Below are 26,168 nucleotides of genomic sequence, written 5' to 3' on the forward strand. Positions count from 1 at the left end.
CGTGAACCGGGTTACCGTGGGGCCTGTGCAGCTCTATAAGAGATCGGCCGGGACGGGGATCCCGGTTGTGCTGCTCCACGCGTTCCCCCTGTCGTCGGCCATGTGGCTGGCACAGCGGGAAGGGCTGGCCACAGTCTGCCGGGTCATCACACCTGACCTGCGGGGCTTCGGCGGTTCGCGGCTGGGCGACGACGAGCCGTCACTCGACCTGATGGCCGACGACGTCGCCAGGCTGCTCGACGATGAGCGCATCGACAGGGCGGTGGTCGGCGGGCTGTCCATGGGCGGCTACGTGACCATGGCGTTCTGCCGCCGGCATCCCGACCGGGTGCTCGGCGTGATCCTGGCCGACACCAAGGCGGGCGAGGACCCGCCCCCGGCCAGGGACAACAGGGAGCGCATCGCCAGGGCCGTGCTGGCGGAAGGCAGCGACGTGCTGGTCAGCGAGGTGCTTCCGGCGCTCATCGGGCCGACCACCAAGGAGCGGCGGGCCATGGTGTTCGGGCGGGTCAAAGGGCTGGTGCAGTCGGCTCCGCCGGGCGCCGTCGCCTGGGCGCAACGGGCGATGGCCGCGCGGGGCGGCTCGTTCGAGACGCTGCGGGCGCTGAAGGTGCCGCTGCTCGTCGTGGTGGGGGAGGAGGACGAGCTGTCCCCACCCGCTGACGCCGAGGAGATGGTACGCGCCGTGCCGGAGGGGCGGCTGGAGGTCATCCCGAAGGCCGGCCACCTGAGCGCGGTCGAGCAGCCTGAGGCGTTCAACGCCGCGGTGACCGAGTTCCTCAGGTCAGAGCTCGGCGGGACACGCTGAGACCCCGCGCTCAAGGGGATCGCCCGGGAGTCTGAGCCTGGGACTGAGGTCCGGCTCAGGTCGCGCTCCACGGGGACTCGGCGGGGTCTGAGCCCGTCGCTCAGGCGCGGGCCTGGCGGGGCAGCACGACCTCACGGATGATCAGCGAGATCGCCGCCGCGACCGGGATGGCCAGCAGCGCGCCGACGATGCCGAGCAGTGCGCCCCCGAACAACGCGGCGATCACCGTCACGGCGGGCGTCACGTCCACCGAGCGTTTCATCACCTTGGGATAGATGAAGTAGTTCTCGACCTGCTGGTAGAGCACGAAGAAGATCGCGCAGGCGATCCCCGCGGGCAGCGACTGCAGCAGCGCGACAAGGCTCACGAACACCGCGCCTATCGTGGCGCCCACCAGCGGCACCAGGTCCAGCAGCGCCACGACCAGAGCGAGCGCGAGCGCGTAGCGCACGTCCACGATCGACAGGAAGATCCAGGCCACCACCCCCGCGATGACCGAGATCAGCACGTTGCCCGCCACGTAACCGCCGATGCCGGTGAGGATCTCCTCGCTGATCGCGCTCGTGCGCTCCCTGCGCGAGGCGGGCACCAGCTTGAGCAGGTAGTCCTTGATCGTGTGCAGTGAGCCGAGGAAGTAGAGCATGAGCACCAGCAGCGTCACCGTGGTGAACACGCCGTTCAGCACCACCAGGCCCGCACCCATGATCCCGGTGGCCAGCGACGGCCCCAGCGTGCTCGTCACGAACGTGCGCAGCTGCGGCAGGACCTGGTAGTCGGCGTCGATCTGGCGCAGCGTCGGATGGTTGCTCAGCTCCGTGATGTAGCCCGGCACCGCCTCGATGAACTCCGACAACTGCTTGCTCACCGGCGGCACCACGGCCAGGCCGAACAGCACGAACGCCACGATCACCCCGGTGAAGACGATCGAGATCGCCGCGCGCCTGGCCAGCCCCCAGCGCTGCAGGGCCTCCACGGCCGGGTTGAGCCCGACGGCCAGGAACATCGCCACCACGACCAGGATGATCGTGCTCAGCGAGTTGACGACCATCTGGGCGATCGCGATCGCCGTCAGCACCCCCAGCCCGCCGACCAGCCCGAACAGGAACGGCCCCCGGGCCAGCGGCTTGCCGGGCAGCCCGTACGGCTGTGCGCCCGCCTCGCCACCCCCACCCGTGGCCTCGAGTCCGCCGTCCTCAGGCTGTTCTCCGGTCGGGGCCACGGTCCTGCCGCCCTCAGGCCGTTCCGCGGGTGCGGTCACGGGCCCGGCGGCGGGCTCGGCCCTGGCGGATTCGGCATCTGTGGACATGGGAACTCCATGGGGGTCGTCGACGTGCCATGCCGAGCTCGCACGGGGGCATGTCGGCCCGGCAACAAAGAGAGAGCCTAGCGACGATCAGGTCGCCAGGCTCTCTCAGCCGTCACTCAGCCCCCGTGTGAACTTCGGCTATTCCTGCCACCACTCCGCGTCGTCCTCCGCCTTGCCCTGGGCCTTGGCGGCGGGCGCCGGCACCGGCTCCGCGGGAGAGGCCTCGACCACGGGCGCGGCGATCGCCGGCTTGGCCGGGGCGGCCGCGACCGCGATCTCCGGCTGCTCCTGGCCCGGCAGAGCGGCGCCGCCGAGCAGCTGGCGCAGCTGGGCCAGGTGGCTGGTGATGCTGTCACGCTGGCGGGTCAGCTCGTCGACCTGGCGCTGCATCGCCGTGCGGGTGCGCTCGGCTTCGTTCTTCGCCTCGGTGACGATGGTCTCGGCGCTCGACTTGGCGTCGGCCACGATGGTCTCGGCGCTCTTGCGGGCGTTGGCGACGAGCTGCTTGGCGTGCAGGTCGGCCTCGCGGCGGGTCTGGTCGGCCTGCTGGGTCGCCTTCGTGGCCCTCGACTCGGCCGTGGCGGCGCGCTGCTCGGCCTCGGCGACCAGCTTCTGCGTGGCGGCCTGGGCGGAGGCGTGGCGCTCGGCCTCCTGGCGCTCGGCGTCCTCGCGGCGGGCGGCGAGCTGGATCTCGAACTCGGCTTCGTCCTGGGCCCGCTTGGCCTCCGACTCCTCCAGCACCCGCTGGGCCTGCGCGCGCATCTCGTCGGCCTGCCGCTTGGCGGTGGTCAGCACCTCGTCGCGCTCGCGCTTGGTCGAGGCCCGCAGCTGGGCGACCTCGCGCTCGGTGGTGGTGCGGAGCTTGGCGATCTCGCGCTCGGCGTCGGCCCGCTTCTCCGCCACCTCGTGGTCGGCCGTGGCCCGCAGCTTGGCGGCCTCGCGCTCGGTGGTGTTGGTCAGCTCGTCGGCCTCGCGGCGAGCCGTCGAGCGGATCTCCTCGGCGTCCCGCTCAGCGGAGGTGCGCATCTCGTCGGACTCGCGCGTGGCCTGGGCGCGCTTCTCGGCCGCCTCGGCCTCGGCGGCGGCCCGCACGTCGGCGGCCTCGACCTTGGCGGCGGCCTTGATCTCGTTGGCCTCGGACCTGGCGGCCTGCACGAGCTCGGTGGCCTGCTCCTCGGCCAGGCGGAGCAACTGCTCGATGCGGGCGCCGAGACCGGAGTAGGTGGGGCGCTCCTGCTCCTGCAGCTGGCGCTGGGAGTCGGACAGATCGCGCTGCAGGCCGGCAACCTGCTCGCGCGCCTGGCGTAGCTCTCCGTCGAGCTGCTTCAAGTGATCATGGACCTGATGCCGGTCGTAACCACGGAGCACCACGTCGAACTCGCGCGCTGGGGCGTCCTCGAAAAAGTTGTTGAGCTGGGCGTCGATGTCGGACTGCATGGAGGCTCGATCCTGGGTTGTCGAGACGGCTACACGGGCCGGACGGGGGGTTCGGGGCATCCGATCCAGGAGCCTGTGCCTCGCGGCAGGCTCCATGTCCGGTGGAAGGTCAAGCGTACTCCGCTGGTGCCACCTGCGAAGCCCCGTCCAACTTTCTGCGTGACTAGTTACATATGCGCGTTATATGGCTTTTCTAGCGTTTGGTCGCCTGGACCAACTCGGTCAGCATTCCTCCCACGTCTTTGGGATGCAGGAACGCGATCCGTGAGTCCATCGACCCGTGTCTGGGACGCTCGTCCAGGAGCCTCACTCCTCTCTCGTTGATCTTACCCATGGCGTCCGTCACGTCCCGTACGCCGAATGCCACGTGATGGACGCCCTCGCCACGCTTGGTGAGGAATTTTCCCACAGGGGAGTCCTCGGAGAGAGGCTCCAGGAGCTGAATGTAGGAGCCCCCGCCTTCGCCGTCGGAGATGTGCAACATGGCCTCCTTGACACCTTGCTCCTCGTTGACCTCCCGGGCAACTACTGTCAGGTCGAACGTGTCAGAAAAGAGACGAATCTTCTCTTCGAGGTCCCGGCACGCGATACCGATGTGGTCGATCCGCAGGAACATATGTGGCCCACCTCCATGGCGAACGGTCACCTACTCGTGGGTATGGTGTCAAAGAACCAGATGGCGAGCACAGGAGGCCCGTGTCCATGTCCAGTTCCGTCATCGTCGCCGGAGCTCGCACCCCGATCGGCAAGCTGCTCGGCGCCCTGTCCGGACTGACCGCCGTCGACCTGGGGGGCATCGCCATCAAGGCGGCGCTCGAGCGGGCCGGCGTGGCGCCCGAATCCGTCGAGTACGTCATCATGGGCCAGGTCCTCCAGGCCGGCGCGGGCCAGATCCCCTCCCGCCAGGCCGCCGTCAAGGCCGGCATCCCCATGACCGTCCCCTCGGTCACCGTCAACAAGGTCTGCCTGTCGGGCCTCGACGCCATCGCCCTGGCCGACCAGCTCATCCGGGCGGGCGAGTTCGACATCGTGGTGGCCGGCGGCATGGAGTCGATGACCAACGCCCCCCACCTGCTGCCCGGCCTGCGCAAGGGCGTCAAGTACGGCGGGGCCGACGTGGTCGACTCGATGGCCCACGACGGCCTGTTCTGCGCGTTCGACCAGTGCGCGATGGGCGAGTCCACCGAGCGCCACAACACCAGGCTGGGCATCGGCCGCGAGGAGCAGGACGCCGTGTCGGCCCGCTCCCACCAACTGGCCGCCGCCGCCATCAAGAACGGCGTCTTCGAGGACGAGATCGTCCCGGTGCCGGTCCCGCAGCGGCGCGGCGAGCCGGTCGTCGTCAAGGAGGACGAGGGCGTACGCGGCGACACGACGGTGGAGACGCTGGCCAAGCTGCGCCCGTCCTTCGCCGCCGACGGCACCATCACCGCCGGCTCCGCCTCCCAGATCTCCGACGGCGCCTGCGCCGTGGTGGTCATGTCGAAGTCCAGGGCCGAGAAGCTGGGCCTGCCGTGGCTGGCCGAGATCGGCAGGCACGGCAACGTGGCGGGCCCCGACGCCTCGCTCCAGTCCCAGCCCGCGAACGCCATCAAGCAGGCCATGGCCAAGCAGGGCGTGTCGGCCGGTGACCTCGACCTGGTGGAGATCAACGAGGCCTTCGCCAGTGTGGTGCTCCAGTCCGCGCAGGAGCTGGGCGTCCCGCTGGACAAGGTCAACGTCAACGGCGGCGGCATCGCCCTGGGCCATCCGATCGGGGCGTCGGGCGCCCGGATCGTGCTCACGCTTGCGTACGAGCTGAAGCGGCGGGGCGGCGGCCTGGGAGCGGCGGGCCTGTGCGGCGGTGGCGGCCAGGGCGACGCGCTGCTCATCCGCGTCCCCTGAGCCCGCCTCGGAACAAGGGCAGGTTTTACCCGCACCGCTCGGCCAGGTCGTACGGCGGTTGGAGGAGCTCCTCACACTCCCGTAGGAAGACCGGCGCGCCAGCCCGGGTCAGCACGCACCTACCGGGCGTCAAATGACGTGGACGGGACAGCGGACCCCCGCGGCGACGGCCAATCGGCGGTCTCTCGTGATAAGGACGCACTCCGCGGCCTCCGCCACGGCGACGAACGCGGCGTCGTAAGCCGTGAGATCGGCGCGCAGCTGCCACATCCGTGGCAGCTGCGGACGCACGTCGACCAGGTCGAGCTCGGCGTTGCCCAGCGCGGACAACGCCTCTTCCGCGCGTTCCTGGCTGATCTTGCCGCCAAGAAGCAGACCGCGAATGCCGGAGACGACTTCGGTGACCATGTGGTGGGGGGCGGCCCAATGAGGGTCGCTCATCATGAGCTTACGTGCGGCGCGTCCCTTGTCGTCGTCGCGTGTCAGCGCGTCGATAACGACGGAAGCGTCGAGGACGATCATTGCGCGCCGCTGCCGTCCGAGAGGCGGACTTCGCGCTCGGCGCGCATCCCGCGGACCATGTCCGCGGTGTCCTCGTCGCCGCTGTAGCCATCCGCGCGGTTCTCGAACATATTGATCAGATCAACGTTCCTGGTGCGACGAGCATCCTCCTCGACCAGCCTGAGGAGGTAAGACTGGAGACTCTTGCCCTGGGCGCGTGCCCGCGCAGCCAGGGCGTCCCGCACCGGCTCGGGGACGTCACGGATCTGGAGTGCAACACTCATGCATGCATTATGCATGCACTGCCGTCCGGCCGACATCGGACAGCGCGATGCCCCGGTCCGACCAGGAATTGGACCGGGGCCCCGTAACGCACCGCTCAGGCCCTCACCAGGAATTCAGGGCCCGAGCGCGCCCCCTCAAGGGGGCTGTTCAGCCCGGCCGCGAGGGAGGTTGCGGCCGGGCTGCTTGTGGGCGGTCATGAGGCCAGGAACCTGGCGAGGACCGAGCGGTGGCGGCGCTCGCCCCGCGGGCCCCTGCGCGCCTCCATGACCCGCCGGTGCTCGGCGGCGGCGCGGCGCAGCTCTGACGCGTGGTGCTGCATCACGGTGTATTCGAGTTCGGCGTTCATCCGAGTGCTCCTCTGCTCTGTTGCCTGCACTCTCAAGACTCGTCCTAAGGCCCTCCCCGCCACATCGGGCGGATGCCTTATCTCTGGACGCGGGCAGGTACGTAAGCGGGGGCACGGGCGGCTAAGGCCTCTGAGGCGCGGCTAGGGCTCGCCGGTGAACTCGACCGTCACCTTCGTGAACCCGAGCGACTTGAGCATGCCCGACAACATCGCCTTGGTGTTGGCGTCGGCCCTGGCGCGCAGGTCACTGGCCACCGCCGCCTCTGTGATCTTCTTCTCGGCCAGCAGGTAGAGCTCCCGCTGGTCACTCGGCGAGCCCGACAGGAAGTCCTGCACCCGGTCGAACAGCCCTCGCTGGTGCGCGAACACGTAAGAGCGGCTGTTGTCCAGGTTGGGCTTCTCGAGCTGGGCGTGCGGCAGGCGGATGGTCGCCTCCGTGCGGTCCGGCGAGACGGTGACCGCGTCGGTGCCCATGGCGGAGAAGTCGACGTACGCGTCCACGCCGCCCGCCCCGACGAACAACGTCCGGGTGCCCTTGACGGCGTCGGGCAGGAAGTTGGCGTCCTTCTCCAGGTCGACCACCACCTGGAAGGTGCCGGTCGCCGCCTCGAAGCGGCTCATGTCCTTGATCGACTGCAGCAGCGCCGGCTGGCTGCGGTCGATGGTCCGCCCGCCGAACGGGTCGAGCCAGGACCAGGCCAGGCGGCCGCCCACCACGAGCAGGACCGCCAGGACCAGGAACGCCGCGAGATATCGCCACCTGCGGCGCCGCCCCGGCGTCACCTCGGGCGGCGTCGTACGGGAAGTCGTCATGGGAGCATGACTACCCTCCCGGCGATCACCATCGCCAGCCGATCGGTGACATCTCCGGTCCCTTCGCGGCAGCGGACCTGTCCCCGGCCGCGACCGCCGGCGCCACCGTGACCCCACCGACCGGAGAGGACGTCCCCGGCCCCCGTCCGAACGGGGGCGAGCTCGTTCCGGGGGCCGAGGTCGATGCCGGGGTGCCGCCCGCGTCGGGGTAGACGGGATAGACGTGGCTCGACGAGGGCGTGGGGCGTACGGGCGAGGGCGCCACCTGGGCGTGGGCCGGCCCGCCGCCGAAGTGCGTGCCGGCCAGCCGGCAGCTCTGGAAGTCGCTGTAGAACATCCGCAGCCACTCCCTGCGCTGGTGCTCGCTCAGCCCCGAGAACCACGACGCGGCGTACTGGTGCTCCGGCAGCGGTCCTCCGGGCAACGGCTCGCCGCGCAGCCAGGCCATCACGATCTCCCGGTAGCCGTCGGCGACCGTGCCGGGGCAGCGGGCGGCCAGCGACTCGATGTACTCGTACGCCGCCTCCTCCGCGAACCCGGCGGAAAGGTCGGGCACGTGGATCGGCGCGAGCCCGTTCGACGGTTTCAGCTCGTCGTCGAGCGGCCGCTGCTCCACCCGCGTGAACGCGGCCGGCGTGCCCGCCAGCCTGGAGGCGATCTGCGTGAACGACGCCCCCAGCTCGGTCAGCCCCGCCCGCATGCCCGGATGCACGCACACCGTGATCGGCCACTCCTGGCAGCTGTAGGCGATCTCCTCGGCGGCGGCCGGCTTGGAGTGGGTCAGGACACGGGACACGCCCATCCCCGCGGCCAGCACGGCCAGCAGCGCGCACGCCAGCACCAGCGCCTGCCTGGTCACGAGCGCCGCCCAGCCGAGCAGCAGCGCTGCCGTCAGGCCGAGCAGCCAGATCGTCTGGTCGAAGAACGCCGCCCCGCTCAGCCCCTGGAACAGGTCGTACGGCTCACCGGTGCCCGGCGCCAGCTTGTCGGCCCACCCGCGGTCGTCGGCCAGCCACGAGAACACCCCATAGCAGGCCAGCCCGGCGACCGGCGGCGTGAACGGGTGCGGCAGCACCCAGCCGGCCACCCACCCGATCACCGAGTAGAGGGCCAGGCCCGCCATGCCCATGCCCAGGCCCGCCAGGCTCAGCCGGCCCGCCTGGTCGGTGAGCACCGTCTTGACGGCCAGGACCAGCACCGTCGCCCCGAACGACCCCAGCACCACCACCACGATCGCCAGCGGCGCCTTGAGCGCCCGCCACGTCGTGAGCGAGCGCCCGCGCAGCGCCTTGCGCTTGCGCAGCGCCACCCACGCGGCGAAGGCCGCGGCGACCGGCCCGGTCAACCGCAGCGACCCGATGACCGCGGCCACGATGTTCTCCCAGGCGTCGACGCCGGGTATCAGGACGTTCCACGCCGCGACCAGGCCGACAGCGAGCAACACGGCCACAGTGACGGCCGCGCTCTGCTTCAGCTCCTCCCGTGAAACGCCCCCGTGCTCACGCACCCGTTTTCCCGTTGAAGTTCATCAAGCACCCCCCGTGCCCCTCGGCAAGGCGGAAACGATCAGTCCGGCCGGTCCCCACAGGCTGATGGACTTGGCATCCGCGTCACCATTCGTAGGAGAACCATAACTGAGCGTGATGATTGATGTCCGGACTCTTGGCCAAGCGGAGAGGCCTGTCGCTGTGAGTAGCCAGACGAACCGGGACGACCAGCGCGCTACCGTATCGCTGTGACGCAGCCGAAGCCGCTCAACCTGCCGTTCGACCCGATTGACCGCGCCGCGGAGAGCTGGCGCGCGCATTTCGGTCCGTCCGCGGCCATGGCCGCGGTGACGTCGATCATGCGAGCGCACCAGATCCTGCTGTCGCAGCTCGACGCGCTGCTCAAGCCCTACGGCCTGACCTTCGCGCGGTATGAGGCGCTGGTGTTGCTGACGTTCAGCAGGGCGGGGGCGCTGCCCTTGTCAAAGATCGGGGAAAGGTTGATGGTCCACCCCACCAGTGTCACGAACACGGTGGACAGGCTGGAGAAGTCCGGGTTCGTCCGGCGGTTGCCCAATCCACGCGACGGGCGCGGCGTGCTCGCCGAGATCACCGAGTCCGGGCGCGACGTCGTACGCCGTGCCACCGGTGACCTGATGGCCGCCGAGTTCGGCCTGTCGATGTACGCCGAGGACGAACTCCAGGAGATGTTCGACCAGTTGCGCACCCTCCGGGTGGCGGCTGGTGACTTCGCCGGGTCATCGATGCGGCAAGATGAGGAGCATGGCGGACTTCTCTAAACCCGGGTCGCTCTACGGAGCTGTGGACCTGGGCGCGCGCAAGCAGGCACTGGAGGCGCAGGCCCGGCGGGAGGCCGCAGGTCCCCAGGCGGCCACGGCCTCGGTCGTCGACGTGACCGAGGAGACGTTCACGAGCGACGTCATCGACAAGTCCATGACGGTGCCCGTCGTGCTCGACCTCTGGTCGCCGAGGGCGCCGGGCAGCGCCCAGCTCAGCCCGGTGCTGGAGAAGGTGGTCGGCGACCTCGGCGGCAAGGCCGTGCTGGCCAAGGTCAACGTCGACGCCAGCCCGCAGATCGCGCAGGCGCTGCGCGTCCAGGCCGTGCCGACCGTGCTGGCGATCTTCCAGGGCCAGGCCGTGACCGGTTTCCAGCAGGTGCTGCCCGAGCAGGAGGTGCGCCGCTGGCTCGACGAGCTGATGGGCGCGGTCGAGCAGTTCTACCAGGCCAACCCCGGCGCCAGGCCCCCGGAGGCCGGCGAGGCCGGCCAGCCCGGTGAGCAGGAGGCGCCGTCGGGGCCGCCCGCCGACCCCGACATGGTGGCGGCCGAGCAGGCGATCGACCGTGGTGACTTCGACGCGGCCATGCAGGCCTACCAGCGGCTGCTGGCCCGCGAGCCGGGCAACGAGGACGCGAAGATGGGGCTGGCCGGGGTGGGCCTGCTCAAGCGCACGTCCGAGGCCGACCCCGCCGACGTCCAGCGCCGTGCGCAGGACCCCGCCGACCTGGACGCGCAGTTGCTCGCGGCCGACCTCGAGATGATGTCGGGCGCGGTCGACCAGGCGTTCGAGCGCATCATCGCCGTGGTCAAGCGCACCTCGGGCGACGAGCGCGACAAGGCCAGGCGGCACCTGCTCGGGTTGTTCGAGGCTTTGCCCCCCGAAGACCCATCCTTGGCCAAGGCCCGTAGAGCGTTGGCGAGCGCGCTGTTCTAACCTGAATTTATGCGGGTCGTCACCATATCGGCGACATACGGCACGGCCGGCAGCCAGATCGGCCCGGCCGTGGCCGAGCGCCTCGGCGTGCCCTTCGTCGACCGCGCGATCCCCAGTGCCGTCGCCGAGGAGCTGGGCTGCACGCTGGAGGAGGCGCTGGCCCACGACGACCGGGCCGAGCACGGCATCGGCCGGCTCTTCTCCGGAGCGATGCGGCTGCCCACGGTGACGTTCGGCGGCGTCGACATGTACGTTCCCGGCGCGATGCCGCTCGCGCCCGAGGAGTTCGTCAGCCGCACCGAGCGCGTGCTGAAAGACACCGCGCGCCTCCAGGGCGGCGTGTTCCTCGGCAGGGCGGGGGCGCTGGTGCTGGCCGACCATCCCGGCGCGCTGCACGTCCGGCTCGACGCCCCCGTCGCCCGCCGGGTGCGGCAGACCGCCACGCTGGGGCAGCTGGGCGAGCGCGAGGCCCGGCAGATCATCGAGGACAACGACCGGGCGCGCAGCGCCTACGTGCGCCACTTCTACCGCACCGACCCGGCCGACGCCTGCCTCTATCACCTGGTGATCGACAGCACCACGATCCCCGTGGGCACCTGTGCCGACCTGATCGTCATGGCCGCCGAGGCGCGGGATTGACCGAATGACCTCTAACATGGATGCATTCTTGGTCAGTCCCGAAGGAGCGATTGACGTGGCGACCGTCCCCAGTGTGTCTTACTCCATCACCGTGCGCCTCGAGGTGCCCGCAGGCGGTAAGGCCGTGAGCCTGCTCACGCACGCCGTAGAGTCGGCAGGGGGTGTCGTGACCGCCCTCGACGTCACCAACGCAGGCCACGAGAAGCTGCGCATCGACGTGACCTGCGCCGCCAGGGACACCGACCACGCCCAGGCCATCGTCGACCAGCTCGAGGCGGTCGAGGGCGTCGTCATCCACAAGGTGTCCGACCGCACCTTCCTCATGCACCTCGGCGGCAAGATCGAGATGGTGTCGAAGGTGCCGCTGCGCAACCGCGACGAGCTGTCCATGGCCTACACGCCGGGTGTGGCGCGCGTGTCCATGGCGATCGCGCGCAACAAGGAGGACGCGCGGCGCCTGACCATCAAGCGCAACACCGTGGCGGTCGTCACCGACGGCTCCGCCGTGCTGGGGCTGGGCAACATCGGGCCCGAGGCGGCGCTGCCCGTCATGGAGGGCAAGGCGGCGCTGTTCAAACGGTTCGCGGGCATCGACGCCTGGCCGATCTGCCTCGACACGCAGGACGTCGACGAGATCGTCCGCACGGTGCAGGTGATCGCGCCCGGGTTCGGCGGGATCAACCTGGAGGACATCGGCGCGCCCCGCTGCTTCGAGGTGGAGCGGCGGCTGCGCGAGCTGCTCGACATCCCGGTCTTCCACGACGACCAGCACGGCACGGCGATCTGCGTGCTGGCGGCGCTCACCAACGCCCTGCGGGTGGTCGACAAGAACATCGAGAACGTCAAGATCACCATGGCGGGGGCGGGGGCGGCCGGCTACGCCGTGCTGCGGCTGCTGCTGGCGGCGGGCGCCCGCGACGTGATCGTGTGCGACTACCTCGGGGCCGTCCACAAGGGGCGTGAAGACCTCGACGACTCGCTGCGCTGGATGGCCGACAACACCAACGCCGAGGGCTACGCGGGCGACCTGCGGGGCGCGGTCAAGGACGCCGACGTCTTCGTGGGCGTCTCCGCGCCCGGCATCCTGACCGGCGACGACATCGCCTCGATGGCCAAGGACGCGGTCGTGTTCGCGCTGGCCAACCCCGAGCCCGAGGTGTCGCCCGACGACGCCCGCGAGCACGCCGCCGTGGTGGCCACCGGGCGCTCCGACTACCCCAACCAGATCAACAACGTGCTGGCCTTCCCTGGGGTCTTCCGTGGCCTGCTCGACGCTCAGGCGTCCGTCGTGACGGAGGAGATGTTGCTGGCCGCCGCGGGCGCGCTCGCCGCCGTCGTCACGCCCGAGGAGCTCGGCCCCAACTACATCATCCCGAGCGTCTTCCACCCCGACGTGGCCACCGCCGTCGCCGCCGCCGTCCGCGAGTCGGCCGGCGGGCGCGCGCGGGGCTTCACCGAAGCATAAGATCTTCTCCTGTCGCCCGCCTTCACCTGCGGTGCGGGCCACCACCGGCGACTCACGTGGAGGAAGTCCGCGTCACTTCCCGGGGCACAGCACCGATTCTGCCGCAGTCCGTGAGAGTGCGCTGAGGGCGGCATTGTCATGCTTGGTCAGCGTGGTGGACATGGCGAACTGCACGCGCCCGTCGCTCGTCGTGAACGTGGTGGCGCGGAATCCGGGCGCGCTCCCCGTGGAGGCGGAGATCTCGAGCTCCGTGCCCGCGCAGGGCCGTTCGCCGCCGCCGCTGCCCCCGCCCCCGATCACGAGCGCCCGCAGCACCTCTTGCAGTTCCGGCGGCACCAGGCCGCCCTGAGCGAACGCGCGTTGAAAGACACTGATGTCGCGCGCGGTCGAGACGACGCCGCCGGCCGCCCAGAGGCTGCTGGCGTTGATGCGGTCGACGTCGCGGAGTTCGCCCTGGGAGTCGGGTTGGTATCCGTGTCCGTGCGGGCCGCGGATGCCCTCAGGAGGCTTGGTGGGCAGGTACGTGCGGTTCATGTGCAGTGGGCCGAACACCCGCCGGTCGAGCTCGTCGGCCAGGGACTTCCCGGTCAACCTCTCGATGATCATGCCGAGCAGGATGTAGTTGGTGTTGGAGTAGCTGAACGCCTGGCCCGGCTCCTGCTGCCGGTCAAGGGAACGCGAGCGCTTCACCAGCTCGGCTGGACGGTAGTAGGTCGTGAAGTCGAACAGGGAGTCCTTGTCCAGCGCGCCGAAGTAGTCCGGGATGCCGGAGGTGTGGTCGAGTAACTGCCGGACGGTGATCTGGCCGGCCAGCTCCACCAGATCCTGACCAGCCGTGTCCGGCAGGACGTCGCTGAGCTTGTCGTCCAAGCTGATCTTGCCCTCGCCGACGAGCTGCACTACCACGGCGGCCACCATCTGCTTGGTCTGCGACCCGACCCGGTAGCGGGCGTCGGCGGGAATCTTGCCGCCCCCGTTCAGGAGGCGGGTGCCCGCCGAGCCCTTGCCGACGAGCCTGCCGTCGACATAGACGGCGCCGATGGCGCCCACCACCAGGTCGGACTCCGCCAGCTCGGTGAGGGCCCGCTGCACGTCGCCGAAACGGGGCAGGTCAGCGCCGGTGGTCGCGGCAGCAGGCGGGGAGGCCACGCCCAGCGTCAGCACAGCGCAGGCCAGGCCGGCGACACGCGTGGCGATCGATTGGATCACGAGAAGCTCCCTGTGGTCGAAGATCGGCACAGCGCTGGGAACCGCAGGACGATTGTGCGCGGCGCCGAATTGCTTCCCTTTGTAAGACAGCCGACGTTTCTACGCCGTTTCCGATGCCTCGCCATTCCCGATCCGTTTCACCCGGGTGGTGCAGCGAAGTGTGAGGCTCTCCTGGCCCGGCTCCTCCCGGGTGAGGGCGGGCATCAGGCGGTAGCTCTCCTGGAAGACCAGGTTGTGGGCGTCCCCGGCGGCGATCACCCGCAACGTGTCGAGTTGCGCCGCGGCGTCCGCCTCGTCGAAGACGTTCAGCGGCCAGTCGCCCACCGTGTTGCCCCGCAGGTGCGGATGGTGGAAGTCGCTGCCGTAGTGGGCGACCACCGCGACCGGCTGGGCGTGGCACGCGCGCTGCTCCTGCCACGTCAGCGACCACATCGCGTTGAGCCCGCCCTCGCGTGACCGGGTGACGCCGCTGGCGACCACCTCCCCGGCGCCGAGCAGCAGGTCGGCGTTGAGTTCGTCGAGGGCGGTGCGCGCCACCGGGTCCAGCAGCCCGACCGCCGTGATGAACACCTGCTCCTTGTCGTCCCGCGAGACGGCCTGCCCATGAGTGCCGTCGCGCAGGTCACGGAAGTGCCTGAGCAGGGCTTCGTTGATGGGAGTTCGCATGCCTCCCCCCTGCCCAGCGGGTTCGCCAGGCCACCTCCCGGCAGGCCCTCGTCGCCGCCCTACCCGCACCTGCGCTCAGCGCCACGTAGGAACCGCGGACCGCGCCGCGCGCGCCGCGGACCCGCCGCGCCGAACCGCCTACGCGAACGGGGCCGTCAGGCGAGCAGCTTCTCGATCCTGGCGCGCACGTCGGGCGTGTCGAGGCCGCGCACCGTGAGCGTCGTGCGGCGGCGTACGACGTCGTCCACCGTGGCCGCCCACTCGCGGTCGCGGGCGTAGACCGCCTGGGCCCAGATGTCCGGCCCGTCGGGGTGGATGCGCTCGCCGAGCGCCGGGTCCTCGCGGATGAGCCGCGCCAGGTCGAACGCGATCGATCCGTAGTGCGTGGCCAGGTGCCTGGCCACCAGCGGGTCCATACGGGCGCCCGGGTCGCGGTCGGTCCACAGCCGCATGGCCACCGCGTCGGGGCTGGCCAGCCCCGGCAGCGGCACGGCCGGCAGGATGTCGGCGAGGTCGTCGCCCAGCGGCTGCCCCGGCAGGCGGGCGAGCGTGTCGAGCACGTGCCTGCCGATGTGCCGGTAGGTGGTCCACTTGCCGCCGGCGACGGAGAGCATGCCGCCCGAGCCGCTGGTCACCACGGTCTCCCGTTTGGCCGCCGCGACCTGCCCGGGGCCGCCGGGCAGCACCCGCAGCCCGGCGAAGGCGTAGGTGATGTCCTCGCGCCTGAGCTGGGAGTCGCGTACGGAGTGGCCCGCCTCGTCGAGGATCTGCGCGATGTCGGCCTCGGTGGCCCGCACCGCGGCCGGGTCGCCTTCGTACGCCTCGTCCGTGGTGCCGAGGAGCAGGTGGTCCTCCCACGGGATGGCGAACGACACGCGGTACTTGTCGATGGGCGTGGTCAGCGCGGCCTTCCACGGCTCCTGCCTGCGCAGCACCAGGTGAGCGCCCTTGGACAGCCGGATGCTGGGCGCCGCGGAGGGGTCTTCCATACGGCGCAGGTGGTCGACCCACGGCCCGGTGGCGTTCAGCACGAGCCTGGCCGACACGCCGAACTCGGTCCCGTCGAGCCGGTCGCGCAGGTCGGCGCCCGTCACGGTGCCGCCCGTCTGGCGCAGCCCGACGACCTCGGCGTGGTTGAGCACGACCGCGCCCGCGTCCACCGCGGCCCGCACGGTCATGACCGCGACCCGGCTGTCGTTCATCTGGTGGTCGCCGTAGACGGCGGCGGCCCGCAGGCCCTCGGAGCGCAGGGCGGGCACCTTGGCCATGGCCTGCTGCGGCGTGATCACCCTGCCCATGCCGTCGCCGAACACCGACAGCGCGGAGTACAGGAACACCCCCGCACCGAGCTTGGCGGCGCCGTGCGGGCCGCCCTTGTAGATCGGCACCACGAACGTCAGCGGCTTGACCAGGTGGGGTGCGATGTCGGCGGCCAGGGCGCGCCGCTCGCGGTGGTTCTCCGCGACCAGCCGCACGTTGCCGGTCTGCAGGTAGCGCAGGCCGCCGTGGACGAGCTTGGAGGAGGCGCTGGAGGTGGCGCCGGCGAAGTCGCCCGCGTCGACCATCGCCACCCGCAGCCCCGCCTGCGCGGCCATCCAGGTCACCGACGTGCCGAGGATGCCGCCGCCGATCACAAGCAGGTCGTAGGCGGTGCCGGCCAGCTCGTGCCTGGTCTCCGCGCGGTCGGTGCCGATCGCGAGTGTCATGCTCTGCTCCCCTCCTCCTGCTCCACCCAGCCGAGGGTGCGCGCCACGGCCTTCTTCCAGTTGCGGTATTCGCGCTCGCGTACGGCTTCGTCGATCGCGGGACGCCACTCGGCGGCCTTGTGCCAGTTGGCCCGCAGGCTGTCGACGTCGGGCCAGTAGCCGGTGGCCAGGCCCGCCGCGTAGGCGGCGCCCAGCGCGGTGGTCTCGGCCACCATCGGCCGGATGACCGGCACCGCCAGCACGTCGGCGAGCGTCTGCATGAGCAGGTTGTCGGCGGTCATGCCGCCGTCGGCGCGCAGCGTGGTCAGGTCGAGCCCCGAGTCGGCGTTCATCGCGTCGACCACCTCGCGGGTCTGCCACGCCGTGGCCTCCAGCACGGCCCGCGCGAGGTGGCCCTTGTTGACGAACCCGGTCAGTCCCGCGATCACCCCGCGCGCGTCGGAACGCCAGTGGGGCGCGAACAGCCCGGAGAACGCCGGCACGAAATAGCAGCCGCCGTTGTCGTCGACCGTCCTCGCCAGCGTCTCGATCTCGGCCGCGCTGGAGATGAGGCCCAGGTTGTCGCGCAGCCACTGCACCAGGGAGCCGGTGACGGCGATGGCGCCTTCGAGCGCGTACGTGGCCGGGGCCGAGCCGATCTGGTAGCCGACGGTGGTCAGCAGGCCGTGTTTGGAGACGACCGGCTCGTGGCCGGTGTTCATCAGCAGGAAGCTGCCGGAACCGTAGGTGCTCTTGGTCTCGCCGGGGGCGAAGCACGTCTGCCCGAACAATGCGGCCTGCTGGTCGCCGAGCGCGGAGGCGACCGGGACGCCGCCCGCCGTGCGGCCGTAGACCTCGGCGGACGGGCGGATCTCCGGCAACATCGCGCGCGGCACGCCCATCGCGGCCAGCAGTTCGTCGTCCCAGCCCAGCGTGTGGATGTTCATCAGCATCGTACGGCTGGCGTTGGTGACGTCGGTGATGTGGCGGCCCGTGAGGTTCCACAACAACCAGCTGTCCATCGTGCCGAACAGCACCTCGCCGCGCTCGGCCCGCTCCCGCAGGCCGGGGGTCTCGTCGAGCAGCCAGCGGATCTTCGGCCCGGAGAAGTAGGTGGCCAGCGGCAGCCCGGCCCGCTCCTTGAACAGGCTCTCGTGCTCGGCCAGGGCCCGGGTCAGCGCGTCGGTGCGGGTGTCCTGCCAGACGATCGCGTTGCGGACGGGCCGGCCGGTCTCGCGGTCCCACAACACGGTGGTCTCGCGCTGGTTGGTGATGCCGAGCGCGGCGATCTGGGCGTCCTCGATGCCGGCGCCGCTCACGGCCTCTCCGAGCAGGCCGCGCACGGCCTGCCAGATCTCGTCCGCGTCGTGCTCCACCCAGCCGGGCCTGGGGAAGATCTGGCGGTGTTCGCGCTGGGCGACGGAGATGATGTTGCCGGCCTCGTCGAAGACGATGCACCGGCTGGACGTGGTGCCCTGGTCGATGGCTGCGACGTAGTGCGGTCGAGGCACGAGCTTCCTCGCTTGGATCAGGGTTCGACAATGTCGAACGATGTGACAGATGTTATGCGGTCGTCATGGGGGTGGACAAGTCAGCGGGCGAGGGCGCGCGTGATCGCGCGGGCGGCGTCGCGCACGTATGAGACGTACTCCATGTGCAGGGCTCCGTCCGAGGCCAGCCGTTCGACGGCGCCCCTGATGCCGATGGCGCCGACCACGATGCCGCGCGCGTCCTTGATGGGCGCCGCGATGGCCACCTCGCCCTCCGTCAGCTCCTCCGTCTCGGCCGCCCAGCCGCGGGTCCTGACCTGGTCGAGCTCGGCCTCCAGCGCCTTGGGGTCGGTGAGCGTGGCCTTCGTGTACGCCCGCAGCGGCTCGGCCGGCGCCTCGCCGTAGGGATCGTGGGCGAGCAGGACCTTGCCGAGGGCGCTGGCGTGCGTCGGCAGGTAGGTGCCGACCTGGAGGGTCTGCATGCTGTCGTCCGGCCTGAACACGTGGTGGATCACCAGCACGTGCCCCTCGTGCAGGGTGCCGATCCAGGCGCTCTCCCTGCTGCGCCCCGCCAGGGCGTCGGCCCAGTTGATCGAGCGGGTGCGCAGCTCGTTGACGTCGAGGTAGCTGCTGCCGAGGTGGAGCAGCGTGGCGCCGAGCCGGTATTTCCCCGTCGCCTGGTCCTGCTCGACGAACCCTACGCGGACCAGCGTGCGCAGGATTCCGTGCAGTGTCCCCTTGGGCAGGCCCAGCGCCTTGGCCAGCTCGGCCACGCCGAGCTGGCGCGGGCCCGAGGCGAGCAGCCGCAGGATCGCGGCGGCCCGCTCGACCGATTGAATCGTCTCTCCCACACCTCGCACCTTAGTGCAGAGGAGTTCGATATTGCCGAACGGTGGTCGTGCGGCGGTCGACGGGCGCGCGGATCGCGAAAAAGTGCCCGCCCACCAGCAGCGCGGCAGCCGGAGTCGGCCTAGAATGTCGCCAGCGGTGAACCCGGCAGACCACAATGCCCCGTTCAGCCCCGCGCCCGACCCCGGAATGCCCCCTCAGCAACGACACGGTCAGCAGGGAGAGCCCGGCGGGCGTGCGATGGCGGCGGCGAGTCCCCGGGTCACCTGTCACGAGCACAACCCCCGGCGAGGTCGCCAGCCCTCCCGTGAACGAGGAGAGCCCGAGCACGCCATGCCGACAAGGAGATGCCTGCGCCGCCTGACCAGGCCGGCGGCCCTGTCCGCGAGCAGGGGCGCCTGGTCCGCCGCGGGTCGTAAGAGGCCGGGGCCGTAAGAACATGCGCCATCAACGGGACGGTGGTCCCGTTAGCCGGGCATGCCGGTATGCGGTGAGGAGTTTAGATGGAACAACCTTCCCGTCTGGCGGGAACCGTGCGGCCGGGGGGCCGCACCGCGAGGGTGCGCGCAGCCGTACTCGAGGCCACCCAGGACATCCTGGTCGAGCACGGCTTCCATGGCCTGACCATGGATCAGGTGGCGGCCAGGGCCGGCGTGGGCAAGACCACGGTCTACCGGCGCTGGGGGAGCACCCCGGGCCTGGTGGCCGACCTCATGAAAGAGCTGGCCAACCAGTCGTCGCCGCACGCCGACACGGGCGACGTCGAGCGTGACCTGCTGGCCAACGCCGTGTCCGTCTGGGAGGCGGTCACCGACGGGCGGCTCGGCGCCACGCTGCAGGCGGTGATCGCCGCCGGGACCTGCGACGAGGAGGCCGCCGACGCGCTGCGGACCTTCTTCGCCCGCCGCATCGACGAGTGGGCCACCGTCGTCGACCTGGCCGTCAAGCGGGGAGAGCTGCCCGAGGGGACCGACGGGGGTGAGCTGGTCAGGGCGATCTCGGCTCCACTCTACTACCGCCTGGTGGTCACGAGGGAGCCGGTGACGCGGCGGGACGCCGAGTGGTCGGTGTCGCGCGGGCTGGCCGCCGCGCGGGCCGGGGCGTTCGTTACTGACCCCTAGCGGGCGCCGTCCGGGCTCACGGGGCCGAGCGCGGCCAGATCCAGCCGTACCACCACAGGACGCCTCCCATGATCACCAGTCCGCCCGCCGTGGCCAGCTTGGCCATGAGGTCCACGGGTGGACCGGTGAAGGGGAGGCGGTCGAGGTGGTGGCCCCAGGGGCAGTCGTTCTCGATGTCGGTCGAGTCGATCAGCGTGTCGGGGTTGTGCTCGGCGACCGAGTACGCCTCGATCTCGGCGCGGCTGCCCTTCCTCACCCGGACCTGCTTGACGACCGTCTTGCGCGCAGGGATCGAGCCGCTCGCCACCGTCCTGCCGTCGGCCCGCAGGTCGTACCTCGCCAGCTGGCGGGTCACGTTGCGGAGCGTGACGGTCGCCCGGCCTGAGCGGCAGGCCACGTCGTCGACCGTCATCGTGAACGGGTCTCCCGGATCCAGCCGCGGCCAGGCCCAGGCGGTGGCCGGGAGGAGCAGCGCCACGGTCATGGGCAGCGTGGCCAGGACGACACGAGTACCGATACGCATGCGCTCCCCCCGGAGTGTGATCTTTGCTACGTAAGGTGCCCAAGCAGCCACGAAAAGTAACATCGACTCACGAGGGGAGCGCACGCCCCCGGATACACGCCATGATGGATGTATGGCGGAAGCGATCTACGTCGGCGGGTTGTTGGTGGCGACGCCGCTCCTTGACGACCCCAACTTCCGGCGTAGCGTCGTGCTGATCCTCGAACACGACCACGACGGGGGCACTCTGGGCGTGGTGCTCAACAGGCCGAGCGACATCTCGGTGACGCAGGTGCTGCCCGTGTGGGATCCGCTGGTGACGGGGCCTCCGGTGCTCTTCGAGGGCGGGCCCGTGCAGACCGACAGCGCGCTCGCGCTGGCGGCGGTCCCGAGCGGTGAGGAGCCGCTCGGCTGGCGCAGGCTGCACGCCGGCACTCCGGCCGTCTCGCGGCTGGGGACGGTCGATCTGGACGCGCCGCCCGAGATCCTGCAAGGGGAGATCGCACAGATGCGCATCTTCGCGGGGTACGCGGGGTGGACGTCGGGCCAGCTGGAGAGCGAGATCGCCGAGGGAGCCTGGTACGTCGTCGACTCCGAGGCCGGCGACACCTTCTACGCCGATCCAGGCTCGCTCTGGCGGCACGTGCTGCGGCGCCAGCACGGTGAGCTGGCCTTCGTGGCGACCTGCCCGGACGATCCGACGATGAACTGAGCTCTCGACGAGCCCCGCGCCTCAGAGGTCCCACCCCGGCCGCAGCGAGCGCTCGGCCAGCTCGATCGTCTCTGCCATGCGGCCGGTGATCTCCGGCACCGAGCCGTCGCGGCGCGGGCACTCGAAGCCGACCCGCATCGCCGACATGGCGAACGCGACGATCAGATGGGAGAGCTGGTCGGTGTCGGCGTCGACCCCCCTGCGCTCGGCGACCAGCTCCGCGAGACGGCGCTCGGTGCCGGCGCCCCTGGCCACCGACTGGCCGATCAGCTGCGGATTCTCCTCGAGGATCCGGCGGAGTTTGAGGAACCTCTGGTGCTCGTCCTCCGTTGAGCCTTCCATGTCGCTCAGCACCGCTCGCACCGCGTGCATGAGCGCCGTGAACGGCGGCTCGTCCCGCGGGCGGGAGCGCAGGGTCTCCACCATGAGCTGCTCGCCGTGGTCGTGGAACCACAGCACCAGGTGGTCCTTGCTGGTGAAGTAGCGGAAGAAGGTGCGGGGGGAGATCTCGACGGCCCCTGCGATCTGCTCCACGGTGGTCGACTCGTATCCTTGTTCGAGGAACAGGTCGAGCGCCGCGTCGAGGATCGCCAGGCGCGTCTTCTCCTTCTTGCGTTCACGCAGACCCACAGTGGTCACTCCCTCGAAACCTTTCTGTCATAGTGTGCCACAAGTCATACACCGTCATCTGAAAGTCAGTTGTCTAAAGTCGTCGGCTGCCCTAAGTTAGTGAGGCTTGCGATATCTATGCCCTGATCTGGGGCTATATGTCATTTAAGGGGGAGTCATGGCTCAAGCGAAGGCGGTCGACGCGCCGTCGTCGCCCGGCCCGGACCGGACGGGGGCCGGCGCCAATCCGTGGCTGGTGCTGCTGGCGGTCAGCCTGGGCGTCATCATGGTGATGCTCGACGGCACGGTGGTGGGCATCGCCAACCCGGTCATCCAGGCCGACCTGAAGGCCACGCTGTCGGACCTGCAGTGGGTGACCAGCGGCTATCTGCTGGCGCTGGCGGTGTTCCTGATCACCGCGGGCAAGCTCGGCGACCTGTTCGGGCACAAGCGCGTCTTTCTCATCGGTGTCGCCGGCTTTGCGATCACGTCCGTGGGCATCGGTCTCAGCGCCGAACTGGCCGGCGTCATTCCCGGCCTCTCGCCCGTCGGCGCGCTCATCGGCCTGCGGGTGCTGCAGGGCCTTTTCGGCGCGCTGCTCCAGCCCGCCGCCCTGGCGCTGCTGCGTGGAGCGTTCCCGGGGGAGAAGCTCAACCAGGCGATGGGGGCCTGGGGCGGCATCATCGGCCTGTCCAGCGCCGCAGGGCCGATCGTGGGCGGTGTGCTGGTCGAGAACGTGAGCTGGGAGTCGGTCTTCTTCATCAACGCGCCGGTCGGGATCATCGCCCTCGTCATGGGCATCTTCCTGATCAAGGACAACCGCGCCCAGACGATGGCGCGGATCGACTGGCTCGGCGTGCTGCTGCTGTCGGGCGCGATGTTCTCGCTGGTGTGGACGATCATCAAGGCCCCCGACTGGGGCTGGGGCGACAGCACGACGCTGGCCTTCCTGGGTGCGTTCGCGGTGCTGATCGCCGCGTTCATCTTCTGGCAGAACAGGGCGCAGAAGATCGGCAGGCAGCCGCTGGTCCCGCTGTCGCTGTTCAGGAACGTCTCGATCTCCATCGGCACCCTGCTGATGATGATGGTGGCGTTCGCGATGTTCGGCGCGATGTTCTTCCTGGGCTTCTTCTTCCAGGGCGTGCACGGCCTGACCCCGCTGGAGGCCGGCCTGCGCATGTTGCCGATGAGCGCCGGCATGATCGTCGCCTCGCCGCTGGCGGGCATGGCGATCGGCAGGCTGGGGCCGAAGATCACGATGGCGGCCGGTCTGCTGATCACCGCGTTCGCCATGTTCCTCATGTCCCAGCTCAGCATCGACGCGTCGTTCCTCGCGAGCGCCATCCCGTTCGTGCTGCTGGCCTTCGGCATGTCGCCGGTCTTCGTGGGCGCTACGGAGATCATCGTGGGCAACGCGCCGCTTGAGCTGAGCGGTGTCGCGGGTGGCGTCCAGCAGTCGGCCATGCAGGTCGGCGGCGCGCTGGGCACCGCGATCCTGGGCGCCGTCATGGCCGCCGAGATCTCCGGCACGCTGCCCGGCTACCTCGGCCCCGCCGCGCAGGCGATCCCGCCCGAGCAGATGATCGGGCTGGAGAAGGCGGCCGCCTTCGGCGCGGCGCCTCCCGGGGTGCCGCAGGTGATCGTCGACGCCGTGCACCACTCCTTCATGGACGGCATGCACCTCGCCTTCCTGGTGAGCACCGGCATCGCCGTGCTGACCGCCCTGCTGACGCTGTTCGTCAAGGCCGGGCGAAAGGCCGAGGGCGTGCAGGTCCATGTGGGCTGACCGGGCGGGTTGATCGGGTGGGCTGATCGGGTGGGCTGGCCGGCCCGCCCGTCGCCCGCCGGCCGGGTGGGCCGCTCGCGCCGTGGCCCGCCCGCTGCTCGCGCCCGCGGCCCTCGCCTTCGCGGCGGGGGCCGTACCGCCGGGTGGAGGACGCGGTCGCGAGCGGGCATAAACTCGGTGGGGTGAGCAGCACGAAGATCCTCCCAGAGCAGGAGACCACGCCGCGGACCTCGCACGGCGACGGCGATCACGAGCGCTTCGCCCACTACGCGGACAAACACAAGATCACAGAGAGCATGGTGACGGGCACGCCCATCCGTGCCCTGTGCGGCAAAATCTGGGTGCCCAGCCGTGACCCGAAGAAATACCCCGTTTGCCCGGAGTGCAAAGAGATCTACGAGGGCCTTCCCTCCGGTGACGGCGAGGGCGACGACAAGCAGTGAGTGTTGCTGAGCGGTAATCCTCCGCTAAACAGCTACGGTCTGTAGCCATATCGGCTTATTCCGTAGTGGAGGATCTATGGCTCGGCGTGCGACGGCCGCCTCGTTGGCATGCCTGCTGGCGGTCTGGTTCGCCCCGCCGGTGCGGGCCGGCATCGCCCACGCGGCCGGTTGCAGCCGTCATGCGCCGAAGGAGCCATGGCCGCGCTCGCCCCAGCCGGGAGACGTGGCCAAGGTCCAGTCCGAGCTCGCCCGGCGCCTGGCGGGCGTCACGCCGCCGACTCAGATCACCGTGCCCACCGTGGTGCACGTCATCACGAGGCCTGACCGCCAGGTCTCCGACCAGGTGGTCGAAGCGCAGATCGACGTGCTCAACTCCGCGTACGCCGGCCGCTTCGGCGGCGTGGACACCGGCGTGGAGTTCCGGCTCGACGCCATCACGGTCAGGCAGAACGCCGCCTGGTTCGGCGACCCCGTCGGTCACGAGCGGGCCATGAAGAGCGCGCTGCACCAGGGCGGCCCCGGCACGCTCAACCTCTACATCGCCCAGCTCAGCGAGCACATGCTGGGCTTCGCCAGCTACCCCTACTGGTACGCCGACGCGCCGGTGCTCGACGGCGTGGTCATCGACTGGCGCAGCCTGCCCGGCGGCGCGATGACCAACTACAACCGCGGCTTCACCGGCGTCCACGAGATCGGCCACTGGCTCGGGCTGTTCCACACCTTCGAGAACGGCTGCAAGGAGCCCGGCGACGGCATCGACGACACCCCCGCCCAGGCCAAGCCGACCAAGGGCTGCCCCGAGCGCGCCGACTCCTGTGCGAAGGCGGGCCTCGACCCCGTGCACAACTTCATGGACTACGCCCACGACCGGTGCATGTCGGAGTTCACCCAAGGACAGGCCAAACGGATGCACGAGATGTGGGCGGCGTACCGGCAGGCGACGCCGTGAGCGATGCGGTGCTGACTACGATGTGCTGGTGACAGCACCAAAGGCACTCGACACTCCCTACCAGCCGCCGCGGATCTTCGGTCCGCGCTACCGCACCGCGACCCTCGGCATCCTCCTCGTGGTCACGCTGGTCGCCTTCGAGGGCATGTCGGTCGGCGTCGCCATGCCTGCCATCGCCGAAGAGCTCGACGCGCTCAACCTCTACGGCATCAGCTTCTCGGCCTTCCTGATCGCCAGCCTGTTCGCCAACGTGGTGGCCGGCCTCTGGTCGGACCGGCGCGGCTACCCCATCCCGTTCGTGACGGGAGTGGTGCTGTTCGTCATCGGGATGGCACTGGCCGGGGCGTCGTCGTCGGCGGTGGTGTTCCTCGTGGCGCGGGCCGTGCAGGGGCTGGGGGCGGGAACCACCATCGTGGCGCTGTACGTGATGATCGCCCGGGTCTATCCCGTGGAGTCGAGGCCCAAGGCGTTCGCGGCCATCTCCGCGGCCTGGGTGGTGCCCGCCATGGTGGGCCCGGCCGTGGCCGGATTCGTGGCGGAGAACTGGGGCTGGCGCTTCGTCTTCTACGGGATCATCCCGCTGGTGGTGCCCGCGCTGGTGATGCTCGTCCCTGCGCTGCGTCAGCCGTCATCGCCGGGCGAGGCGCCGTCGAGCGGGCCGAGGTCAAGGCCGGTGGCCATGACGCTGGCCGCCACCGCCGCGGCCGCCGGTGCCGGGGTGCTGCTGCACGGCATCGACCGGCTGCACCTGCATCCCGTCACGGGAGCCCTGGAGACGGCGGCGGGGCTGGCGTCCCTGGCGTACGGGCTGTTCCGGTTGCTGCCTCCCCGGGCGCTGCGGTTCGGGCGCGGGCTGCCCACCACCGTGATGATGCGCGGCTTCTTCTCGGCCTCCTTCTTCGGCGTCAACTCCTTCATCCCGCTGGTGTTGCAGGAGGTGATGGGCTTCGACCTGTCGAGCGCGGGCGTCGCGCTGACCACCGGGGCGCTCGGCTGGTCCGCCGGCTCCTACCTGCAGAGCAGGAAAGAAGGGCAGGCGCACCTGCGGATCCGGCTGGGCATGGGATGCATCGCCGTCGCGGTCCTGCTCTGCCTGCTGGCCGTACTGCCCGGGGTGAGCGGATGGATCGCCGTGCCCGCGTGGATCATCGCCGGTTTCGGGATGGGGTTCGGCATGACCACGGTCAGCATCACGGCGCTGAAGCAGTCTCCGGTCAACGAGCAGGGGGCCAACTCGGCGTCGCTGTCGGTGACGGACATGCTGGGCTCGGCGCTGTCGATCGGCGTCGGCGGCGCGCTGGTCAACCTGATCGGGCACTCCTCCGCCGAGATCGCCACCGGGTTCGTCGTCATCTCGATCCTCATGGCCACCATCGCGCTGAGCGGCACCGTGCTCGCCGGCCGCACCCGCTGAATTCCGCCTCTCCTGTCACAACGACAAC

The 26,168-nt window shown here is 70.3% G+C and carries 27 protein-coding genes; 12 read left to right on the plus strand and 15 right to left on the minus strand.

The genetic code is table 11. The annotated features are described in order from the left end of the window. Positions 1 to 25 precede the first annotated feature (25 nt). A complete protein-coding gene (locus ABGA98_RS30140) occupies positions 26 to 808 on the plus strand; it encodes an alpha/beta fold hydrolase (protein ID WP_347621784.1) in 783 nt (260 codons plus the stop codon). Positions 809 to 908: 100 nt separating this feature from the next. Here the strand turns inward: ABGA98_RS30140 and ABGA98_RS30145 are convergent, their stop codons facing one another. The 3 genes from ABGA98_RS30145 to mce form a co-directional block, all read right to left on the minus strand. Further along, the gene (locus ABGA98_RS30145) at positions 909 to 2,114 is read right to left on the minus strand and encodes an AI-2E family transporter (RefSeq protein WP_347621785.1); all 1,206 of its coding nucleotides are present in this window, start codon (positions 2,112 to 2,114) and stop codon (positions 909 to 911) included. Positions 2,115 to 2,252: 138 nt separating this feature from the next. Further along, entirely contained in the window at positions 2,253 to 3,551 is a 1,299-nt protein-coding gene (locus ABGA98_RS30150) for a DivIVA domain-containing protein (RefSeq protein ID WP_347621786.1), read from the minus strand. A gap of 193 nt (positions 3,552 to 3,744) precedes the next feature. After that, complete coding sequence (gene mce / locus ABGA98_RS30155; RefSeq protein ID WP_347621787.1) at positions 3,745 to 4,167, minus strand: methylmalonyl-CoA epimerase; 423 nt, start codon at positions 4,165 to 4,167, stop codon at positions 3,745 to 3,747. An 86-nt stretch (positions 4,168 to 4,253) separates the two neighbouring features. Between mce and ABGA98_RS30160 the strand changes: the two genes are divergently transcribed. Beyond that, entirely contained in the window at positions 4,254 to 5,435 is a 1,182-nt protein-coding gene (locus ABGA98_RS30160; RefSeq protein WP_347621788.1) for an acetyl-CoA C-acetyltransferase, read from the plus strand. Between the two features lie 129 nt (positions 5,436 to 5,564). Here ABGA98_RS30160 and ABGA98_RS30165 read toward each other — a convergent pair whose 3' ends face one another. From ABGA98_RS30165 to ABGA98_RS30185, 5 genes are all read right to left on the minus strand, one after another. Beyond that, positions 5,565 to 5,957, minus strand: coding sequence for a type II toxin-antitoxin system VapC family toxin (locus tag ABGA98_RS30165; protein ID WP_347621789.1), 393 nt, complete (start codon positions 5,955 to 5,957; stop codon positions 5,565 to 5,567). Then, entirely contained in the window at positions 5,954 to 6,220 is a 267-nt protein-coding gene (locus ABGA98_RS30170) for a hypothetical protein (protein WP_347621790.1), read from the minus strand. The genes ABGA98_RS30165 and ABGA98_RS30170 overlap by 4 nt, the downstream gene beginning before the upstream one ends. Before the next feature lie 194 nt (positions 6,221 to 6,414). Continuing rightward, entirely contained in the window at positions 6,415 to 6,567 is a 153-nt protein-coding gene (locus ABGA98_RS30175) for a hypothetical protein (RefSeq protein WP_347621791.1), read from the minus strand. 141 nt (positions 6,568 to 6,708) lie between these two features. Continuing rightward, positions 6,709 to 7,380, minus strand: a complete 672-nt coding sequence (locus tag ABGA98_RS30180) for a DUF4230 domain-containing protein (protein WP_347621792.1) — start codon at positions 7,378 to 7,380, stop codon at positions 6,709 to 6,711. 25 nt (positions 7,381 to 7,405) lie between these two features. Then, complete coding sequence (locus tag ABGA98_RS30185; protein ID WP_347621793.1) at positions 7,406 to 8,887, minus strand: hypothetical protein; 1,482 nt, start codon at positions 8,885 to 8,887, stop codon at positions 7,406 to 7,408. A 228-nt stretch (positions 8,888 to 9,115) separates the two neighbouring features. On the opposite strand from ABGA98_RS30185, the gene ABGA98_RS30190 reads away from it, so the two are divergent. The 4 genes from ABGA98_RS30190 to ABGA98_RS30205 are packed head-to-tail and all read left to right on the plus strand — an operon-like array spanning position 9,116 to position 12,705. After that, positions 9,116 to 9,667, plus strand: a complete 552-nt coding sequence (locus tag ABGA98_RS30190; RefSeq protein ID WP_347621794.1) for a MarR family transcriptional regulator — start codon at positions 9,116 to 9,118, stop codon at positions 9,665 to 9,667. Next, positions 9,651 to 10,601 carry a tetratricopeptide repeat protein gene (locus ABGA98_RS30195; RefSeq protein WP_347621795.1) on the plus strand — a complete coding sequence of 317 codons (951 nt, stop codon included), beginning with the start codon at positions 9,651 to 9,653 and terminating at the stop codon, positions 10,599 to 10,601. Before ABGA98_RS30190 ends, ABGA98_RS30195 begins: the two co-directional genes overlap by 17 nt. 9 nt (positions 10,602 to 10,610) lie before the next feature. Beyond that, positions 10,611 to 11,240: a cytidylate kinase-like family protein gene (locus tag ABGA98_RS30200; protein ID WP_347621796.1), complete on the plus strand. Its 630-nt coding sequence runs from the start codon at positions 10,611 to 10,613 to the stop codon at positions 11,238 to 11,240. A gap of 55 nt (positions 11,241 to 11,295) precedes the next feature. Beyond that, complete coding sequence (locus ABGA98_RS30205; RefSeq protein WP_347621797.1) at positions 11,296 to 12,705, plus strand: NAD-dependent malic enzyme; 1,410 nt, start codon at positions 11,296 to 11,298, stop codon at positions 12,703 to 12,705. 72 nt (positions 12,706 to 12,777) lie between these two features. Here the strand turns inward: ABGA98_RS30205 and ABGA98_RS30210 are convergent, their stop codons facing one another. From ABGA98_RS30210 to ABGA98_RS30230, 5 genes are all read right to left on the minus strand, one after another. Beyond that, positions 12,778 to 13,914 carry a serine hydrolase domain-containing protein gene (locus ABGA98_RS30210; protein WP_347621798.1) on the minus strand — a complete coding sequence of 379 codons (1,137 nt, stop codon included), beginning with the start codon at positions 13,912 to 13,914 and terminating at the stop codon, positions 12,778 to 12,780. A gap of 99 nt (positions 13,915 to 14,013) precedes the next feature. Continuing rightward, positions 14,014 to 14,580: a hypothetical protein gene (locus ABGA98_RS30215; RefSeq protein ID WP_347621799.1), complete on the minus strand. Its 567-nt coding sequence runs from the start codon at positions 14,578 to 14,580 to the stop codon at positions 14,014 to 14,016. A gap of 155 nt (positions 14,581 to 14,735) precedes the next feature. Continuing rightward, a complete protein-coding gene (locus ABGA98_RS30220) occupies positions 14,736 to 16,286 on the minus strand; it encodes a glycerol-3-phosphate dehydrogenase/oxidase (RefSeq protein WP_347621800.1) in 1,551 nt (516 codons plus the stop codon). After that, on the minus strand, positions 16,283 to 17,776 hold the full coding sequence (gene glpK / locus ABGA98_RS30225; protein ID WP_347621801.1) for a glycerol kinase GlpK: 1,494 nt from the start codon (positions 17,774 to 17,776) through the stop codon (positions 16,283 to 16,285). The genes ABGA98_RS30220 and glpK overlap by 4 nt, the downstream gene beginning before the upstream one ends. Before the next feature lie 80 nt (positions 17,777 to 17,856). Then, complete coding sequence (locus ABGA98_RS30230) at positions 17,857 to 18,606, minus strand: IclR family transcriptional regulator (protein WP_347621802.1); 750 nt, start codon at positions 18,604 to 18,606, stop codon at positions 17,857 to 17,859. Positions 18,607 to 19,107: 501 nt separating this feature from the next. Between ABGA98_RS30230 and ABGA98_RS30235 the strand changes: the two genes are divergently transcribed. Beyond that, complete coding sequence (locus tag ABGA98_RS30235; RefSeq protein WP_347621803.1) at positions 19,108 to 19,725, plus strand: TetR/AcrR family transcriptional regulator; 618 nt, start codon at positions 19,108 to 19,110, stop codon at positions 19,723 to 19,725. Positions 19,726 to 19,741: 16 nt separating this feature from the next. Here the strand turns inward: ABGA98_RS30235 and ABGA98_RS30240 are convergent, their stop codons facing one another. After that, entirely contained in the window at positions 19,742 to 20,248 is a 507-nt protein-coding gene (locus tag ABGA98_RS30240) for a hypothetical protein (RefSeq protein ID WP_347621804.1), read from the minus strand. A 112-nt stretch (positions 20,249 to 20,360) separates the two neighbouring features. Between ABGA98_RS30240 and ABGA98_RS30245 the strand changes: the two genes are divergently transcribed. Continuing rightward, positions 20,361 to 20,939 (plus strand): YqgE/AlgH family protein, encoded by a 579-nt coding sequence (locus ABGA98_RS30245; protein WP_347621805.1) that lies wholly within the window; start codon positions 20,361 to 20,363, stop codon positions 20,937 to 20,939. Positions 20,940 to 20,960: 21 nt separating this feature from the next. On the opposite strand, the gene ABGA98_RS30250 is transcribed toward ABGA98_RS30245, so the two are convergent. Further along, on the minus strand, positions 20,961 to 21,578 hold the full coding sequence (locus tag ABGA98_RS30250) for a TetR family transcriptional regulator (protein ID WP_347621806.1): 618 nt from the start codon (positions 21,576 to 21,578) through the stop codon (positions 20,961 to 20,963). Positions 21,579 to 21,726: 148 nt separating this feature from the next. Here ABGA98_RS30250 and ABGA98_RS30255 point away from each other — a divergent pair, with 148 nt between their 5' ends. From ABGA98_RS30255 to ABGA98_RS30270, 4 genes are all read left to right on the plus strand, one after another. Beyond that, positions 21,727 to 23,334: a DHA2 family efflux MFS transporter permease subunit gene (locus tag ABGA98_RS30255; RefSeq protein ID WP_347621807.1), complete on the plus strand. Its 1,608-nt coding sequence runs from the start codon at positions 21,727 to 21,729 to the stop codon at positions 23,332 to 23,334. A 182-nt stretch (positions 23,335 to 23,516) separates the two neighbouring features. Then, positions 23,517 to 23,777 carry a DUF3039 domain-containing protein gene (locus ABGA98_RS30260; protein WP_132509798.1) on the plus strand — a complete coding sequence of 87 codons (261 nt, stop codon included), beginning with the start codon at positions 23,517 to 23,519 and terminating at the stop codon, positions 23,775 to 23,777. A gap of 76 nt (positions 23,778 to 23,853) precedes the next feature. Beyond that, positions 23,854 to 24,726 carry a zinc metalloprotease gene (locus tag ABGA98_RS30265; RefSeq protein ID WP_347621808.1) on the plus strand — a complete coding sequence of 291 codons (873 nt, stop codon included), beginning with the start codon at positions 23,854 to 23,856 and terminating at the stop codon, positions 24,724 to 24,726. Positions 24,727 to 24,754: 28 nt separating this feature from the next. Then, positions 24,755 to 26,140 (plus strand): MFS transporter, encoded by a 1,386-nt coding sequence (locus ABGA98_RS30270; protein ID WP_347621809.1) that lies wholly within the window; start codon positions 24,755 to 24,757, stop codon positions 26,138 to 26,140. Positions 26,141 to 26,168 lie beyond the last annotated feature (28 nt).

The sequence above is a fragment of the Nonomuraea sp. B1E8 genome (genome assembly GCF_039871515.1).
Lineage (GTDB): Bacteria > Actinomycetota > Actinomycetes > Streptosporangiales > Streptosporangiaceae > Nonomuraea.